We start from the raw sequence: 16,861 nt of genomic DNA, 5'->3' as shown, positions 1-16,861 counted from the left end.
ATGAATAAACCAACGTATTTTTCATCCGTACTCGCAGTTATTTCCTTGTTTGCTGTCGTTGCCAGTTTTGGTCAACCCCTCCCCAGCCCAACCGATTGGGAGCGAGGGACGGGTATTCCCTTGTTTGCGGGAGAAAATCTGGACGCCTGGTACACCTTCATTCAAGGTAGGGGAAGGGATCAGGATCCATTGCAGGTATTTCGGGTGGATGATGGGTTGTTGCATATCAGCGGAGAGGAGTGGGGGTGCATCACGACGAAAAACCCGTACGATAATTTTATTTTGAAAGCTACTTTTCGCTGGTCAGGTCCTACCTACGGGGATCGAAAGGCGAAGGCACGGGATAGTGGGATCCTGATTCACTCGCAAGGCCAGGATGGCGGCTATAACGGGATTTGGATGCACGGAATAGAAGTACAGATTATCGAAGGGGGTACCGGCGATTTTATCGTGGTAGGAGACGGTTCCACTACTTTTGGACTCAGCGCGCCGGTGGTGCGCAAAGATCCGGGCAATGCCATGTATTTTGCTCCGGAGGGAAAATACGAACGCGTACATGGTGGTCGGATCAACTGGTTTGGCAGATCCCCCCAGTGGTTCGATACCCTTGGTTTTCGAGGTAAGGAGGATGTTGAAAGAAAGGTAGGCGCATGGAACGAACTAGAAATACAGGCCTGGGAAGGGCAAGTGGCCGTTTACCTAAATGGTACCCTCGTAAATTTTGCAAAGGAGGTGCTTCCGGAATTTGGGCGGATTCAGGTACAGTCTGAGGGGGCTTCCATTGCGTTCAAGGAAATTGCGGTATACCCTTTGTCAAAGAAATAGCACAAAGGTCCTTGCTTCAGGGAATATTTTTTTAACTTAGAATCGGTTATACAATCGAGATTATACAGGGAAACGAAACTAGTCATAAAACAAACAAATCATGACCCAAAAACCAATAAAGATTTTAGTAGTGGGTTGCGGCAATATGGGTGCTTCCCATGCGTTGGCTTACCACCAACTGAATGGATTTGAAATAGTAGGCCTGGTTTCCGGAGGGAAAACAAAGGAGGTGCTGAATGAGAAATTGGGTGGAGGCTATCCGCTTTTTGATGATTATTATGCGGCAATGGATGCCACCAAACCCGATGCAGTCAGTATCTCCACCTATCCGGATACCCACGAGACCTTTGCGGTCGAGGCTTTTGAACGAGGCTGTCATGTTTTTGTCGAAAAGCCACTGGCGGATACCGTGGAGGGTGCCCGGCGGGTGGTGAACGCCGCCAAAAAGAACCACAAGAAATTGGTCGTGGGCTATATCCTTCGGCACCACCCTTCCTGGATGAAATTTATTTCGGTGAGCCAGGAATTGGGTAAGCCGCTGGTGATGCGCATGAACCTGAATCAACAAAGTGAGGGAAAAATGTGGACCCTTCACCGAAACTTAATGAAAAGCTTGAGTCCCATTGTGGACTGCGGCGTGCATTACATCGATGTGATGTGTCAGATGACCCGGTCTAAGCCGGTGCAGGTGTATGCCATCGGTGCCCGGTTAACGGAAGAAATCCCGGAGGGAAACTACAATTACGGCAACCTGCAGATTCGCTTCGAAGATGGCTCGGTGGGCTGGTACGAGGCCGGTTGGGGACCCATGGTCAGCGAAACCGCTTTTTTTGTGAAAGACGTGTTTGGTCCAAACGGATCCGTTTCCATCGTGGCAAAAGAAGCCGGGGGATCCGGTAAATCCGATAGCATTGAAGCACATACCAAAACGGAATCCTTGCTGCACCATCGTTCCGAACTGGATGCCAACGAAGCCTTTGCCCATGAAGATGAATGGATTGATCTCCGGGACGAACCCGATCACAATGCACTATGCCAACGGGAGCAGGAGTACTTTCTGGAAGCCATTCACCAGGATACCGACCTGAACGATCACATGGAAGATGCCGTCAATAGCTTGCGCATTGCCTTTGCCTGTGACGAATCGGTGAGAACGGGAAAAGTGGTTCACTTGTAAATCTATAAAGAAGGCGGTATCACCTTCTTTTTTTCATCTTTCACTACGAACACATGTCAACAGATTTTGATCCGAAAGAATTTCCCGTTGGGATTATTGGTCTTGGACTTATGGGAAGCAGCATAGCCGCGTGTATGCTAATGGCCGGGCACCCGGTGACAGGTGTTGAATTGGTTCCCGGAGCGCTGGAGGATGGTGCCAAACGAGTAAAAGACCACTTCAAACTGGCCCTCAAAAAAGGACTGATTCAGGGAGAAGCATCGGATTATTTGAAGGACTTTTCTGCTTCTGTTGATCTATCCGACTTAAAACACTGCAGCCTGGTCATCGAATCCATCAAAGAAGACAAAATCCTGAAAGGAGAGGTTTTTCAAATCCTGGATGGAATCGTGTCGGAAGAAACGTTGATTACCACCAATACCTCGGCCATTCCCATTTCCGAATTGCAACAGTTTGTTAGTCATCCGGACCGGTTTTTTGGCTTGCATTGGATGGAGCCGGCCTATACCACCCGGTTCCTGGAAGTAATCTGCGGAGCAGAAAGCGATTTGGAAAAGGCCCAGTTTCTGTACGATCTGGGAGAATTGTGGCAAAAGGAAACAGTATTGGTTAAAAAAGACCTTCCGGGATTTATTGCCAATCGGCTCATGTATGCGATGTACCGGGAAGCCATGCATTTGGTGGAGGAGGACTATGCATCTGTGGAAGACGTGGATCGTGCCTGTAGAAATGTTGCCGGATATTTTCTTCCCATGATGGGGGTGTTCCGCTGGATGGATTTTACCGGAATTGCCTCTTACAGGAAGGTAATGAAGGACCTTTTTCCCACCCTAAACAATGATGCTGCTCCAGGAAAGGTTATCAATGACATCGTGGATGCGGGAGGAAAAGGCATTGCAAACGGACGTGGCTTTTATACCTATACCGAAGAGGAGGTAGCGATCTGGAAAGACCTTTACAGCGAGTTTTCTTACGAAATCAGAGAGCTAACGCAGAAATACCCTGCGGATATCGTCCAGCGAAAATTGGATGAAAAGAAAGAATCAATACCTCCGGAACGCAAAAACCAATCCTAAGACGCGTATTAGTGCAGGGCTGGAGCTATGGGCAGCGATTGTACGACCTTTCCTTCAAACTCCATCATCTCGTGCAGGCGGTCGTAAACCGTTTTTTCGTCAAAGTATTCTAAGGCGAGGGCTACAAAAATGTTCCCGTGTTTTGCCTCCGAGGTCCAGAGGGTTTTGTAAAATCTTTTCAGTTCCTCGTCGCTTTGCACCTCCGAGACCATACGAAATCGTTCGCATCCCCTGCATTCCACGATGGAGCCCAGTAGCATGCGGGAGAGAAACCTGCTTTCCTGGGTTCCCCCATGAGTGAGTGGTGTTAGTCGCTTGATGTAGGGATCTTCTTTCATTTCCTTATTCAACGGAATCCCCTTTCGCTGCATGAGAGCGAATACCTGATGAAAATGTTCCAATTCTTCGATTGCCGTTTCGATCATGTCTGGAATGATTTTTACGCGGTCGGGATATTTGGCAATCAGGGAAGTCGCCATGGCAGCGGCTTTTCGCTCGCAGTCGGCATGGTCTTGCAAAAAGGCATCAAAATCAGTCATGACCGCATCCAGCCAGGCTTGTGAAGAAGCTACTTTTAACTCAATAGAATATTTCATGGACGTATTTCAAGTGTTGCCATCAGTCAAAAATACAAGAACTTTTTCAATTTACTGACTCCACCGGAAATTCCCTCGGGACCTGTTGCTGCTTTTTCGTATTTTTCGGGTCGATTACGAACAACCAGCCATGCCCTCGCTACAATCCACCATCGCCACCTATACCGGCCGTTTTTCGGTAAATGCACCCTATTTTAACGACATGCCCTCGCCCGAACTGGGATTGGTACTGGTCATTCCAGCGTACAAGGAGCCGGCGATCCAACGCACGTTGGACTCACTGGGCAATTGCCAGGCACCTGGTGGAATGGTAGAAGTGGTTTGCGTCGTAAATGCTCCGGAAGGTGCAGCGAGCATCGACCTGGAAACCAACGAAGAATGCGTCCGGCAAATCGAGGAGTGGAAGCACAGACATCCCGGGCATTTTCTTTCCGTAAAAATCATTCGCGAGGAATCCCTGCACCAAAAAAAAGCAGGTGCCGGTCTTGCCAGGAAACTTGGAATGGACGAAGCACTTCACCGCTGGGGAAAGCTTGACAAAAACGGCCCCATCCTTTGCCTGGATGCCGACTGCGAAGTTTCTGAGGACTATTTTTTGGCTGCCGAAAAGGCTTTTGAAGAACCTGCGCTGGAGTTGGCGCACTTTCAATTCGAACATAGGTATGCGGACGAATCCAATCCCAAACTGGCTGCTGGCATCATGGAGTACGAGCTTCACCTTCGGTGCTACATTCAAGGATTGATCTGGGCGGGCTATCCCTTTGCCCGGCATACCGTCGGTTCCTGCATGGCGGTGCGCGCGGCTACTTATGCCCGCTCGGGCGGGATGAATACCCGGAAAGCAGGTGAAGACTTTTATTTCATGCACAAGCTATTACCGGTCGCTACGTTTGCCTACCTGGACGCCCGGGTGTATCCGTCCTGCCGCGCATCCGACCGGGTTCCCTTTGGTACCGGCAAAGCACAAATGGATTATTTGATGGCAGGCATAGCATCGAAAACAAGCTATCATCCCGATTGCTACGGCTGTTTGAAAGCATTTTTTAGGCAGATTCCCTTGCTTTATGAAGCAGATCCGGAGGAGTGGAATCTTCCCGAACCAGTTCGTGAAGCATTACGGACGGTGGGCTTTACCGATCGGGTGTTGGCAATAAAAAAGCAGTCCACTTCGAAAGCTTCTTTTTTAACGAAATTCTGGCAGTGGTTCGACGGGTTTCTGGTACTCAAGCTGACCCATTATCTACGTGATCGGGTATACCCAAACCTCCCTGTTGCCCAGGCTGCTGAACAATTGAGGGAGCGGATCCAGGGGAAGTTTGGAGGGGCGCGTATAGTGGATCTGCTGTTCTGGTATAGGGAAAGAGATGGTCTTTAGTGTTCTAAGGGCTGAATGATCAGAGATATTTGCTGGTTTTTTTCTAATTTTAATGCCAATCCTTCCAGTAGTTCTTCGCCGCGGTAGGTGCCGGAAGTATTTCCTGTGGGAAAAGTAACACGGTATTTTTTATCGGGGGCCACCACAAACCATTCTGGAAGTTGGTTGATGCGGGGATAATCTAAGGGCAATTGAAAAATATGCCGATGTCTGGCTCGGTCAAATGTAATTTTTCCTTCCCAGGCTTCCTCGCTAAGCAGGGAAACCAAAACTCCCGAGTCCCTGGCGACTGCTCCCAGGTAAAGCTCGGGCTGCCAGGGCTCGGCTGTTACCCCTTGCGTTTTCCACAAGCAATACATTAGGGTTGTTCGTGCAAAATTACCATCTCCGTGCCAACCCTCGATGATGCCATTTCCCCTGTACGCCTCGGTGTCCGGTCGGTATGCGGAATCCTGAAGTGACCACATGTGCTGTGTTTGACTATCGATCCATGCCTTGGTTTCCGGCAGTGGTTCGCGGTTGTACAAATTCAACGCACTTTCGATCGCATCTGCGTAGCCGTCCGAACTACCCCGTTCCCAGTCGTAGTAGGCATATTGGTCGAGGTTTTCCAAGGCCCGGATTACCGCCTCCCGGTAGGGCTCGTATTGATCAAGCAGGTATACACTGTAGTAGGCATTAAACGTATATCCCCAAGTGTCGGCGATCCCTTCGTCCAGGATCTCCCCCGTTTGGGGATTGATCTGATTGTAGAAAAGCCCGTGTTCGTTGGTACCTACTTCCAAAATCCGATCCAGCATTCGGTAAATTGCTGGTTGATAGGCGTTCTTTTTGCCTTCATCGGTATGGGCGGTAGTGAGGTAGAGTTCGCAGAGTCCGGATACAATTTCACAGCCATGGTCGCGAAGGCGAAGTATTTCGAAGTCATCTGTGGGATGGTGTTCGTCCAGCAGGTAATAATCTCCCAGCCGCAGGGCCCATTCCAGGTATTTTTTGTCCCCGCTCATCCAGTAAACCCTGGAAAGTACTTGCAGCAGTTCCCCGTTTACCTCCACATTCAGTGAGGGGATCCTACCGTAAGGTGTTTCGTAAGAGGCATTTTTCCAGATATCGTCCAGGATATCCCGCATGCGATCGGACCAGGGGGTTTGTCCGATGTATTCGGTCAAGGGAAGTAATCCATCTTTAACGTATTCCGAGGCGCCAAAAATGATGGCATCTTTGTTTACCTCCGCCCGGTCAAATCCTTTTTTTGAAAAGGAATAGGTGTCGGGAAGGCGATCCAGCCGGTTGGTGAGCCGTTTTTCGGTTTCCAGTATCGCTGCAAGGCGACCTTCGTACAACGATTTATCCAAAATGGATGCCGTCATAACCATAAAGGGGTAATTGTCTGCTGCCGCATCCTGGGCATTCCAGATATCTGCACTTTCGCGAAGGTTTCTAGGTATTAATCCCGTTTCGGGATCGGCATGGGCAAGCCAGTCGTTAACGAAGGAAAGGCTGCGCGTGTACCCCTCATGGGCCAGGTAGCCGTTTTGCATCGCTTGTGAAAGCTCGTTTTCGTCGGGCTCAATAACCGCTGGCTGACAGGCCGCATAAACGATAAGGCTCAAGGCAACTAAAAAGGAAGAAATGAGCGGGTTGTTAAAGCTGCTTTTTCTAAATGGGCTTCGGTACATGGTGGGTTATTCGGATTGAAGGGTTAATCCCTGATTGAAGGTGGCTTTGATAATTGTATGCGGAAAGGATTGGGTGACATAATAGGTGCCGGTGAAATCCTCCTCATAGCTCTCGGCAAAGAAAGGGTTGGAGAGACCGTTGAACTGCACATCCAATTTAAAGGCGGGCGTCCCCTGATAGGTCAATTCGTCCACCACCCGTATACGGGTATGAACGTAGGTTGGCGTTGCCAGGACTCGTTCAGAGCCAGGTACACCGAAATGGGATTTTTCGACCGGCATTAGGTCAAAAAAGCCAAGATTTGCCTGGTACTTACTGGCAAGTGGCAGTTGCGTCAGAATTCCAAAAAACTGATAAATGTCGAGCAGGGCCGCATTGGGTACGGTTAGCCGTTGTGTTCCCTGGCGTTCGTTGGTTAGGGTAAGCAGAATGCTGTCTGATTCGTAATCAATTTGCATGCGTGTCGTTTTGTAGGAAAAGGACCTGGATAGCGGCAAGCCGGTTTCCTGGTCGACCTGCAAGGCGACGGGCAATAAAGCGATCGCATTTGCGTCCAACGCAGGTACGGATTCTCCGGAATTGGTATACAGGGCGTATTTTTCTGCCTCCCGGAAGGCGCTAACAGTAGTTACCAGAAAATCCTCAAACGAGTCCGCTTCGGTAGCAGTTGTGGCAAGTTTGTTCTCGTCAAAAAGCGCTAAAATCGATGTTTTTAGCGACAGGGTATCCTTGGTTTCGTCAAAAGTTTCGAAAATCTCCATGAAGCCCTCGTTAATTCGCTCCACCTGCTGGTAACTTAGTCGCTGTCTGATTTCAGGTTCCTCGCGGTTTTCTTCTTCCGTGGGCCGTTGTAGGGTGATTTTTTTTATTCCTTCTTCCGGGTCTGTTTGTTCGTTCCATTGTAGGTTCCAAACCGGCAAATTTTCAACAAAGAGTGTAACGTCATTTTCCCAGGTTTCCGGTGACAGGAGGAGCGGTTCAGAGAAACTTTTGACTTGACGAATGTCTGGCGAAATCCCTTTAAAGGCTTGGTTTTGCAGCGGTAATTCAATGGCTACCGGTTTCGGGTCAATCAGGACTGCCGTGCTATGGTAGGTACCAAGTAGGGCCAATTCGTCAAAATCCAGCGCATCAACCTGAAAGGGAATCGGGTCAAAAAAGGAATCGGAGGCCAGCATTTCAGCTCCGGGGGCGTATTTCTTCACCGTAATTTCTTTGTCCGGTTCCCCTGCAATCCGATAGATGAAAAATGCATCTTGCCCTTCGGTTCCCTCGTTTACCACAAAAACCCCTGGTAACCCGGTGTAGCCGCTGACTTCAAATTCAAAACGTTGGTTCAGGCTTTTTCCTTCCGCAAAGCCAGCGCCTACCAGGCGAAACTCGTTGGGGAAATAGCTGATTTCTCCGGAAGTGATGGTGAGCGAGTCGTTTTTGACATAGAGTTCTCCGTCCAGATCGTTGATCAGCGGACTCGGTATCTCCTGTCCGGCCACATCCAAATGCAGCAGCAGTTGTCTACCGTCCATCTCGGCAAAAGAAACCGTACCTTTCACTGTGACCCGGTTGTTTTCGGTAACGTACAGAAAATTATCTTCCGAGCGTGCATCTCCAAAATTTCCAGCTTCCAAGCGGGGAAGGCAGCTGGTGTCGAAGAAGGCAGCCCTATCCAGGGATCCCTGCCAGTTTGCCGTTGAGTTCAGCGGTTTTTTTAATACCAGCTCGTTCCATTGGATGATCGGCGTGGCAAGGGAAGTAACAATATCCGGAAGCAATAAGTATATCCGTTCTTTTCCTCCCGGGAATACCCGTACTTCAGGTATGGGAATTCGTATATTCTCTGAATCGGAAGCCCGGATTTCCAGGTAGTTGGATGCCTCAGTCGGTTGCAACAAGACTTCAGGGCAGGGTTGTGCACGCAGTTGACTGAAAAACAGGACCGAACCGAGGAATAGAATCAATGTCGCTAATGGAGATTTTTTGGGCATGTGTTTTTATCTTAGTCGTTATCAACACCATGACAGGATAATTTAGCACAAATAATTCAAATAAAAAACCACCAGCCCTAAGAAATAGATCGTCCAAAACGCGCTGTTTTTCCAACCAGCATTTTCATGCGTCCTGTCCCGGTCTCCAAAGCTTTTGTTGTCACTAGAACGGTGCGAGCACCTGGTTTTAGCAAGCATGTTTCATTCAGGATTTTCTGAAATGCCTTGCTTCCGGCGAAACAAAGTAACGATCCGTGTGGAATTTCCGATAGCCAAAGCTGTTCCTGGCGAACGCCTTCCTTTCCTGCAAGCGGGTTAGTAGGTTTAATTTAAAGTACGGACAGCCAGGTATCTATTTTCCGGTGAAACTCCTCACATTCTTCCCGATCTTTTCGTATGAAGCCATTTTCTTCAAGGGATCCCAGCACCACGTCCCTTTCGGCAGGATTCTGATAAACCATGTTTCGAAAGGGGTTTTCGTAGTCTTTTTTTCGGGAAAGGTAAACCTGTTCTGATAGCCATGCACGGAAGACTTTTGCATTTTCCAGTAGTTGTTTTAGCAACGGACTGTCCAGAACAGTTGAAGCTGCTTTATGATCTTGCAAGGCAAGGAAAAAGGCATGCCGGGTCTTGGTTTTTTCGTAGCGTTTCCCCAGACTCTCGTACCTGTCGTGCACCTGCTTCCAGCCGGAAATTTCCCCGTTTTTTACCTGCTCGATGAGCTGGTTCAAGTCGGCTTCCAGGATCAATTGGCCTCCCATGTTGATCCAATTGAAGGTCTGGCTTGGTTTTGGAAGAAACGGTTGAACGCTTGAAAAACTTACGGGCGGGTTGGCCGTACTACTTTCCATCAGGCATTTAATGGGGTAGTAAGCGATTAATTGCCTGTACGTTTGGTAGGCTTTTCGGGTATTGACGAGGCGGACCGCACGTTTGCTGTTTTCCCACGCGTCTGCCCGCACATGTAGCTCTTCGAGTACAGAGTTTTCGTCCGATAGCAATTCCAGCCCTTTTTTTCGCAGCACTTCTTCTTCTGGATGCGCTTCCGGAATATACGCCTTATACCATGCCAAACCGGACAGTCGTTCAAGCAGGCCGATTGCCCGGAAAACCTCCGTCATGCTGTCTGGTCCGAGGTAGTCGTATTCCAGTATTTGTATCCGTTGGGTACGCTTGTCCCGGTCGTTGTATTTCCAGGCGTTTCTGGCAAGCGCATACAGGTTATAATGAAACCAGTAGGCTGGCCGGATGACCAGTTCGTTGCAGTGAACGTCATTGCTGATCAGGGAAAAGGGGAGGGGGATATCCATTTCCGCCGGGTAATCTCCTTTGGTTATCAGGTTAAAGGTAGCAAACCGGGAGTTGTGCTTCAAACTCACGCAGAGTCCGGGCCAAAAACCCCTGCCTGCGACGATTTCTCCGTCGGCACTCCTGGAATTGTGGTTGGATCCGACGGTGGCACCGGCCGCCATGTTGCTTTGCCCTTGTACCAGGGCTGCACATAAAAACGAATTGTTATGGTGTTGTTCGTGGGCAGGAAAAATGAGTGAATTCAATACCTCGCAGCAGGAAATGGTGGCATTGGACCCCAGGTAACTATTGATCAGTCGGGCACCATACTTTAACTGCGAATGGGAGGCCATAACAAACCGAACCGCTTTCACGCCATAAAAAACCGTACATCCTTCACTGATTATCCCATTCACCAACTCGCATCCTTCACCAATTTGGGTAACGGCCTCCGGGCTGGAATGAATGCTTACATTCTTCAACTTATTCGCGCCTTTGATGTAAGCGTCCGATCCGATCCAGACGTCTTTCAAAATCAAACAGTTTTTGATGATGCACCGATCCCCCACCTTTCCGTAATACCCGCGCCTGTGGTCAAAGGCTTTTTGGGTAAAAGCAAGCAATTGCTTTTGAAATGCTTCATCGGCCCGATGTCGCGACCAAAGCCAGGCATCCCCTGGCAACATCCCGCTAAAGGGAGCAATCTTCCGGCCTCCGTTTTCATTGCAAACCTCCAGCCAGATGCGTAGGGACTCGGGTTCTCCCTCCTTTACGATTCCGTTCCCAAATTTTGCATGGCTGGTTGTCGCCATTTCGTTGACATTTACCAACACCACCTCGTTGCCCAAAATGTAGTGCGAAAGGTAATGCACGTTGTCGATGACCACATTATCCCCGATGTCACAGCTAATGATATGGCTGTTATAAATCCCTACAGGCATCCGTAGGTTGTGGTATTCCAGAAAGTAGGGTTCTAATTTGCCAATGCGTACCAATCCGAAAAACTTGCAATTCTTTACGAGTTCCGGATTGAACGCATCCGAAACCAACAGATTATTCCAATTATCGGATTGGTTTTGGTTGCGCACCAGTAGTTCAATTTCGCGGGCGTTGAGTTTGCGGTAATTGGTTTTGGTTCGGTTTTGCTTGTTTCGAAGGTAATACTCGTCTTTTCCTTTCGGTAAATACCGATCTTCGATAAATTGATATCCCAATGTAGACAAGGGATGCCGGGTAATTCGATTCATAAGTGAGGGATTTTATTATTCTACGGTCACGGATTTGGCCAGATTGCGTGGTTTGTCTACGTCCAGGCCTTTTGCTAATCCCGTGTAGTAAGCCAATAACTGCAGCGGAACGACACTCAGAAGGGGAGCGAGGATCTCATCCGAAGCGGGTACAGCGATGGTATCGTCCGCTATCTCTTCAAAAAGGGTATCCCTCTCCGTAATAATCGCCAGTACGTTTCCTTTTCTTGCTTTTATCTCCTGCGCATTGCTGGCGAGTTTTTCGTGGTAGGCATCTTTGGTTGCGACGAATACTACTGGAAGCGACTCTTCTACCAGGGCTATGGGACCGTGTTTCATTTCGGCTGCCGGGTAGCCTTCTGCATGGATATAGCTGATTTCCTTGAGTTTCAAAGCTCCTTCCAGTGCGATTGGGAAATTATACCCTCTTCCTAGAAATAAAAAATCCCGTGCATTTTTGTATTTTCCGGCTAGACAGGCCACCTCCGGTGCGGTTTTCAGCACCTCAGTGATTTTGTCCGGGATTAAGGCCAATTCATTGATCAGGTGCAGGTACCGGTCTCTGGATAGGGTACCTTTAGCGTAGCCCAATTTGATAGCAATTAAGTAGAGAACGGTAAGTTGGGCGGTAAACGCTTTGGTAGAGGCCACTCCGATTTCCGGGCCTGCATGGGTATACGCACCGGCCTGAGAAAGACGCGCAATGCTGGAACCCACCACATTGACCACGCCAAAGATAAATGCTCCCTGGTTTTTAGCATTTTCTAGCGCTACGAGTGTGTCTGCGGTTTCGCCGCTTTGGGAAATGGCGATGATCACATCTCCCGGGTGAATGACCGGATTTCTATACCTAAATTCCGATGCATATTCCACTTCCACCGGCACCCGACAGAGTTCCTCGAAAACGTATTCTGCCAGAAGACCCGCGTGCCATGAAGTGCCACAGCCAACCAGGATGATTCTTTTGGCTTCCTTGAGCAAATCTAACTGCCTGTCAATACCGCCCATTCTAATGGTACCCGCTTTTGCATCCAGCCGGCCACGGAGGCAATCAAACACGGCAGTGGGCTGCTCGAAAATCTCCTTTAGCATGAAATGTTTGTAGCCCCCTTTTTCAATAGCAGCCAAATCCATGTCAAGTTTGGTGATGAATGGGGTGATGCGTTCATTGCCTGGATTTTTCAACACCAGTTCATCCGGCTTTACAATGGCCATTTCGTAATCATTGATGTATACCACTTCTTTTGTGTATTCAATGATGGGCGAAGCATCTGATGCCAGGAAGTGTTCGTTTGGACCAATGCCAATGACCAATGGGCTTCCCTTTCGCGCCGCAATCAGCGTATCGGGCTGCGACTCATCCAAGAGAATGATCACATAGGCGCCTATAATTCGCTTCAGTGCAATTCGAACCGCTGCTTCCAGGCTTTCTGCATCGTTGATGAAAATATCTTCAATAAAAACCAACAATACCTCCGTATCGGTATCGCTCTTGAATACGTATCCTTTCTTTTGCAGCTCTTTTTTGATGGGAGCGAAGTTTTCGATGATGCCATTATGAACCATGGCCAGTTTCCCCGATGGCGAACAATGTGGGTGTGCGTTCCTATCGGAAGGCTCTCCGTGGGTGGCCCAGCGCGTATGGCCAATCCCCGATTTGGCAGGTAAGTGCTGCCCGATAAGGGAAGATTCCAATTCGGAGACCTTTCCTTTTTTCTTGTAAATCTTGAGTTCTTTGTCGAGCAAGGCAACTCCCGCACTGTCGTAGCCCCGGTATTCCAACCGTTGGAGGCCTTTTAAAATAATTGGATACGCCTCCCTTGAACCAATATAGGCAACAATACCACACATAAGAAGATTTCAAAATAAACTAGACTAAACATAGTTTGATCGCTAATATTTCGAAATTTAATGAATAAAAAAACAAATGAAGCAACAATAAATTTTGGTACTTATGATAAAAATATGCAAAAAGTAAGGGTCGCATAAGTTTTTTTTTAGGTGCCAGATTAACTTTTCCCAAAACTTTTCAAAACTATCAATCGATCCATTTTAAATTGAACAATCCAATGCGGGCTTGTTAGTTCTTTGGAAAATATGTGTCAGAATCCACAAACAATTTTTTTTGTTTTTTTTCTAAACCAGGATTATTTTTTTGTTTTTATCGCTTCGATCCACGCTTTGTACAGGGAATGTAATTCGATTGTTTTTTCGGGATGCATGGAAGCCAGGTTTTTGACCTCGGTTGAATCGGTTTCAAGGTTTACTAAATAGAGTTTGTCGCTATCTCCGAAACGTAACTTTCCTGTGGGATCGGTGGGATTGCCCAACAATTTCCAGGGACCTTTGCGAACGGCCCAGGGGTGGTTTTCATTTTCGGGCCTGCCGGTGGCCCAATACATGGTTTCGTGCGGACTTGGAATTTGCCCGTCCATCAAGAGAGGAAGGAGGTTTTTTCCATCAATTGGATGATCTTCCGGAAGTCTGACTCCAGCGATTTCCGCAAGTGTGGGCATCCAGTCCACACTGTTTGCCCAGTGATGCCGAAGCTCGTTCTGGGGCAATATTTTTGGATAGCTGATGATGGCAGGAACCCGAATACCCCCTTCCAACATACTGAATTTTGCCCCACTAAAAGGACCGGGGTTTCCTCCGCCAAAGAAGGCACGCTCTTCTACGCTGTGTCCGTGATCGGATTGATAGACGATGATGGTATTTTCTAGCTCGCCAATGGCCTCCAGATGCGCATAAACTTCTCCTACCAGTTCGTCAATCGTAGAGACGAAGGCAGCGTATTCTTTTCTAGGACTTTCCAGGTCGGCATAATGCTCCAGCCACCGGGGGTCCCCTTGATAGGGGTAATGTGGCATGTTAATTGCCCAATACATAAAAAACGGTTGATCCGAGGCCTGATCCATAAAGGTTTTTGCCTCCTCAACCATCAAATCTCCAAAAAATTCACCCGGTCGGTGAATTTCCTCGGTATTTTGATACAAATCGTGTAGATTTGGACCACTCCAATAAAAGAAATGGGAGAAGTTATCGATGCATCCTCGCTGATGACCGAAAAAATAATCGAAGCCTTGGCCGTTGGGAAGTTTCTCTACCGTATGACCCAAATGCCATTTTCCAATGAGAGCAGTTCGGTACCCATTTGACCGAAATACTTCGGCCATAGTGATTTCGCTGCTCGGTAAACCCGATTTGCCTTCAGGGTCTTGGTGAGGGGGAGACACATTTCCGAAAAGACCTGCATTAAAATTGTACTTCCCGGTCAACATAGCCGCTCTGGAAGGGGAACAAACTGGTGCTCCCGAATAAAATTGAGTGAATCGAACGCCTTTTTCTGCCAAACGATCGATGTTTGGTGTGACCAGGTCTTTCGATCCGTAACTACCCAAATCCAGGTATCCCTGGTCATCGGTGAGAATAACCAAGACATTTGGCTTGGTCTGAGCCCATAAACCGCCGGCAAAAAGCCCGAAAGTTATCACGAAAATGGCAACTATTTTTATAACCCTATTCATATAATATACCATGTTTAGTATTGATTCTGTTAACTTACCAAATATAATCCGATGAAAAAAAAACGAATCGTATTACGGCCAACATCCGGGCTGGGAAATAGAATGCGAGCTATTTCATCGTTTATTTACTTTAAGTCACTCATTGATGCGGAGTTAGAAGTTGTTTGGATACCCGATTCCGGCCTGAATAGTAGCTACCATGAAATTTTTCAACCAAGTAAACATTTTACTTTGTTGCACCCAAATCTTGGTCCCAAATTAATTATTAAGGGCAAGACTTTGTTGAATAATAAGTTTAGTTTTATTCGGTGGTTGACCAACGTATACAATACCATGGTTTGCCGATTAATGGGAATGGATTGCTTGTTACTGGACAAGGATGTCAAGATGGGGACGGATCGGTTAAAAAAAGTCTGTAATGACAAGTTCAATATTTTGGTTGTTACCGGCAATCAATGTATCGACTATCCAGAAGGGTTTCGAGCGTTCACTCCCAGTCCTACCGTCCTTTCCAATATAAAGGTTGCAAGAAAGAAATTTAAGGAGAACATGATTGGTATACACATTCGAAGGTCTGACCACGATATTGCAATCGCAAAAAGTCCGGTATATCTCTTTGAAAACAAGATTGAGGAACACCTAAATGCCGAAGAAGCTGATTTTGGTGTGTTTCTGGCGACGGATGATCCAGCGCTATCAACGTATTTCCAAGAGAAATATCCCGATACCGTCGTCACGTATCCAAAAACCTTTGGAAGAAATTCCAGGGAGGGAATTATGGATGCCGTTTTGGAATTGTACCTGCTTGCCGGTACCAAAAAAATCTATGGCTCGTACTGGAGCTCTTTTTCCGGCGTAGCCAAACGAATTTACGGTACGGAGTTAGAGATTCTTCACATTTAAGTTTTCCCGGAGCCGTAGCCCAAAGTTATACAATAAATCCGCTGGAAGACTATACCAGAAAACACTCGGTTTTATGAAAAAATGGATCCTAATCGCGACGATTCTACTGGTGGGTAATTTCCAGGTTACCCTCTTCGGGCAAGAACAATGGACCTGGACCAATCCGATGGAATCGTTACCAACAAATAGTATCCATGGAAAGATTGGCGCAGATGCCAGTTTTACCCGTTTGCCGGCCAGCTTGAAGGAACAGGTGCGACCACCCGTTTGGAATTTATCCAAACATGCCGCTGGGTTAAAGCTTAGGTTTCGTACTGGAGCAAGCACCATTCAGGTTAGGTACACCGTATCCGGAAATGTAGCCATGCCGCACATGCCAGCAACGGGCGTAAGCGGATTGGATGTTTATACCAGAGACGAATCCGGCGCTTGGGTTTGGGTCAAGGGAGATTATTCCTTTGCTGATACCATTCGGTATAGCTTTCCGATTAGAACGGGTGACTCCATTCCCAGGGAATTTGATTTGTACCTACCCCTATACAATGAGGTTGTCTACCTGGAGGTAGGTGTTCCCTCCGATGCTTCCATTGAATTCCTTCCAAAATCGTTGGATGAGCTCCCCATTTTGGTATATGGTACGTCGATTGCCCAGGGGGCTTGTGCATCGAGACCAGGAATGGCCTGGACGGCCCTATTGGAACGACACCTTAACCTTCCGCTGATTAACCTGGGTTTTTCAGGAAACGGACAGCTGGAAACTCCATTGATTCAGCTAATGGCCACACAAGAAAGCAGCCTTTACGTCTTGGATTGCCTGCCGAATCTGGTTAGAGAAACTTTTTCCGAATCCGAAGTAAAGCATCGAATCCGGGATGCGGTCGTGTACTTGAAAGAAAAGCGTCCGGACACCCCGGTATTGTTAGTAGAACATGCCGGATACACGGATGAGCTGGTCAACGAAGAACGCAAGAACGCTTACGAAATAAGAAATAAATGGTCGCGGGAAGTTTACGAAGAGCTGATAAATTCAGGTACGGAGGATCTCTATTACCTGGACAAAGAGGCAATCGGACTTTCCATGGATGATACCGTAGATGGCACTCATCCCTCTGATTTGGGGATGAGTCGGTATGCCGCAGGATATGCCCGCGCCGTGGAATCGATTTTTCGGGAACAATAA

Annotated in this window: 12 protein-coding genes; 6 read left to right on the top strand and 6 right to left on the bottom strand. The window is 47.9% G+C overall.

The annotated features are described in order from the left end of the window. The 3 genes from BMW71_RS04375 (at window position 1) to BMW71_RS04365 (ending at window position 3,078) form a co-directional block, all read left to right on the top strand. Window positions 1–825, top strand: coding sequence for a 3-keto-disaccharide hydrolase (locus BMW71_RS04375; RefSeq protein WP_092169890.1), 825 nt, complete (start codon window positions 1–3; stop codon window positions 823–825). Window positions 826–925: 100 nt separating this feature from the next. After that, window positions 926–2,002: a Gfo/Idh/MocA family protein gene (locus tag BMW71_RS04370; RefSeq protein ID WP_092169888.1), complete on the top strand. Its 1,077-nt coding sequence runs from the start codon at window positions 926–928 to the stop codon at window positions 2,000–2,002. A gap of 53 nt (window positions 2,003–2,055) precedes the next feature. Next, window positions 2,056–3,078: a 3-hydroxyacyl-CoA dehydrogenase family protein gene (locus tag BMW71_RS04365; protein ID WP_092169885.1), complete on the top strand. Its 1,023-nt coding sequence runs from the start codon at window positions 2,056–2,058 to the stop codon at window positions 3,076–3,078. Between the two features lie 8 nt (window positions 3,079–3,086). Here the strand turns inward: BMW71_RS04365 and miaE are convergent, their stop codons facing one another. Then, window positions 3,087–3,674 carry a MiaE family protein gene (gene miaE, locus BMW71_RS04360; RefSeq protein WP_092169882.1) on the bottom strand — a complete coding sequence of 196 codons (588 nt, stop codon included), beginning with the start codon at window positions 3,672–3,674 and terminating at the stop codon, window positions 3,087–3,089. A 130-nt stretch (window positions 3,675–3,804) separates the two neighbouring features. On the opposite strand from miaE, the gene BMW71_RS04355 reads away from it, so the two are divergent. Continuing rightward, window positions 3,805–5,049: a glycosyltransferase family 2 protein gene (locus BMW71_RS04355; protein ID WP_143057550.1), complete on the top strand. Its 1,245-nt coding sequence runs from the start codon at window positions 3,805–3,807 to the stop codon at window positions 5,047–5,049. Here the strand turns inward: BMW71_RS04355 and BMW71_RS04350 are convergent. The 5 genes from BMW71_RS04350 to BMW71_RS04330 form a co-directional block, all read right to left on the bottom strand. Then, entirely contained in the window at window positions 5,046–6,728 is a 1,683-nt protein-coding gene (locus BMW71_RS04350; RefSeq protein ID WP_244891073.1) for a hypothetical protein, read from the bottom strand. The two genes, BMW71_RS04355 and BMW71_RS04350, sit on opposite strands and share 4 nt — an antisense overlap. A 6-nt stretch (window positions 6,729–6,734) precedes the next feature. After that, on the bottom strand, window positions 6,735–8,714 hold the full coding sequence (locus tag BMW71_RS04345) for a hypothetical protein (RefSeq protein WP_143057549.1): 1,980 nt from the start codon (window positions 8,712–8,714) through the stop codon (window positions 6,735–6,737). Window positions 8,715–9,043: 329 nt separating this feature from the next. Beyond that, window positions 9,044–11,251 (bottom strand): DUF4954 family protein, encoded by a 2,208-nt coding sequence (locus tag BMW71_RS04340; RefSeq protein ID WP_092169875.1) that lies wholly within the window; start codon window positions 11,249–11,251, stop codon window positions 9,044–9,046. Between the two features lie 15 nt (window positions 11,252–11,266). Then, the gene (glmS, locus tag BMW71_RS04335; protein ID WP_092169873.1) at window positions 11,267–13,102 is read right to left on the bottom strand and encodes a glutamine--fructose-6-phosphate transaminase (isomerizing); all 1,836 of its coding nucleotides are present in this window, start codon (window positions 13,100–13,102) and stop codon (window positions 11,267–11,269) included. A 296-nt stretch (window positions 13,103–13,398) separates the two neighbouring features. Further along, the gene (locus tag BMW71_RS04330; protein WP_092170300.1) at window positions 13,399–14,778 is read right to left on the bottom strand and encodes a sulfatase-like hydrolase/transferase; all 1,380 of its coding nucleotides are present in this window, start codon (window positions 14,776–14,778) and stop codon (window positions 13,399–13,401) included. A 333-nt stretch (window positions 14,779–15,111) separates the two neighbouring features. Here BMW71_RS04330 and BMW71_RS04325 point away from each other — a divergent pair, with 333 nt between their 5' ends. Together BMW71_RS04325 and BMW71_RS04320 are read left to right on the top strand one after the other, a co-directional pair. Next, a complete protein-coding gene (locus tag BMW71_RS04325; protein WP_143057548.1) occupies window positions 15,112–15,681 on the top strand; it encodes an O-fucosyltransferase family protein in 570 nt (189 codons plus the stop codon). 73 nt (window positions 15,682–15,754) lie between these two features. Then, on the top strand, window positions 15,755–16,861 hold the full coding sequence (locus BMW71_RS04320) for an SGNH/GDSL hydrolase family protein (protein WP_092169868.1): 1,107 nt from the start codon (window positions 15,755–15,757) through the stop codon (window positions 16,859–16,861).

The organism is Cyclobacterium xiamenense (assembly GCF_900109255.1).
Taxonomy (GTDB): Bacteria; Bacteroidota; Bacteroidia; order Cytophagales; family Cyclobacteriaceae; genus Cyclobacterium; species Cyclobacterium xiamenense.
Note: the sequence above shows the minus strand (reverse complement) of the source record. Positions and strands in the feature narration are given on the sequence as shown.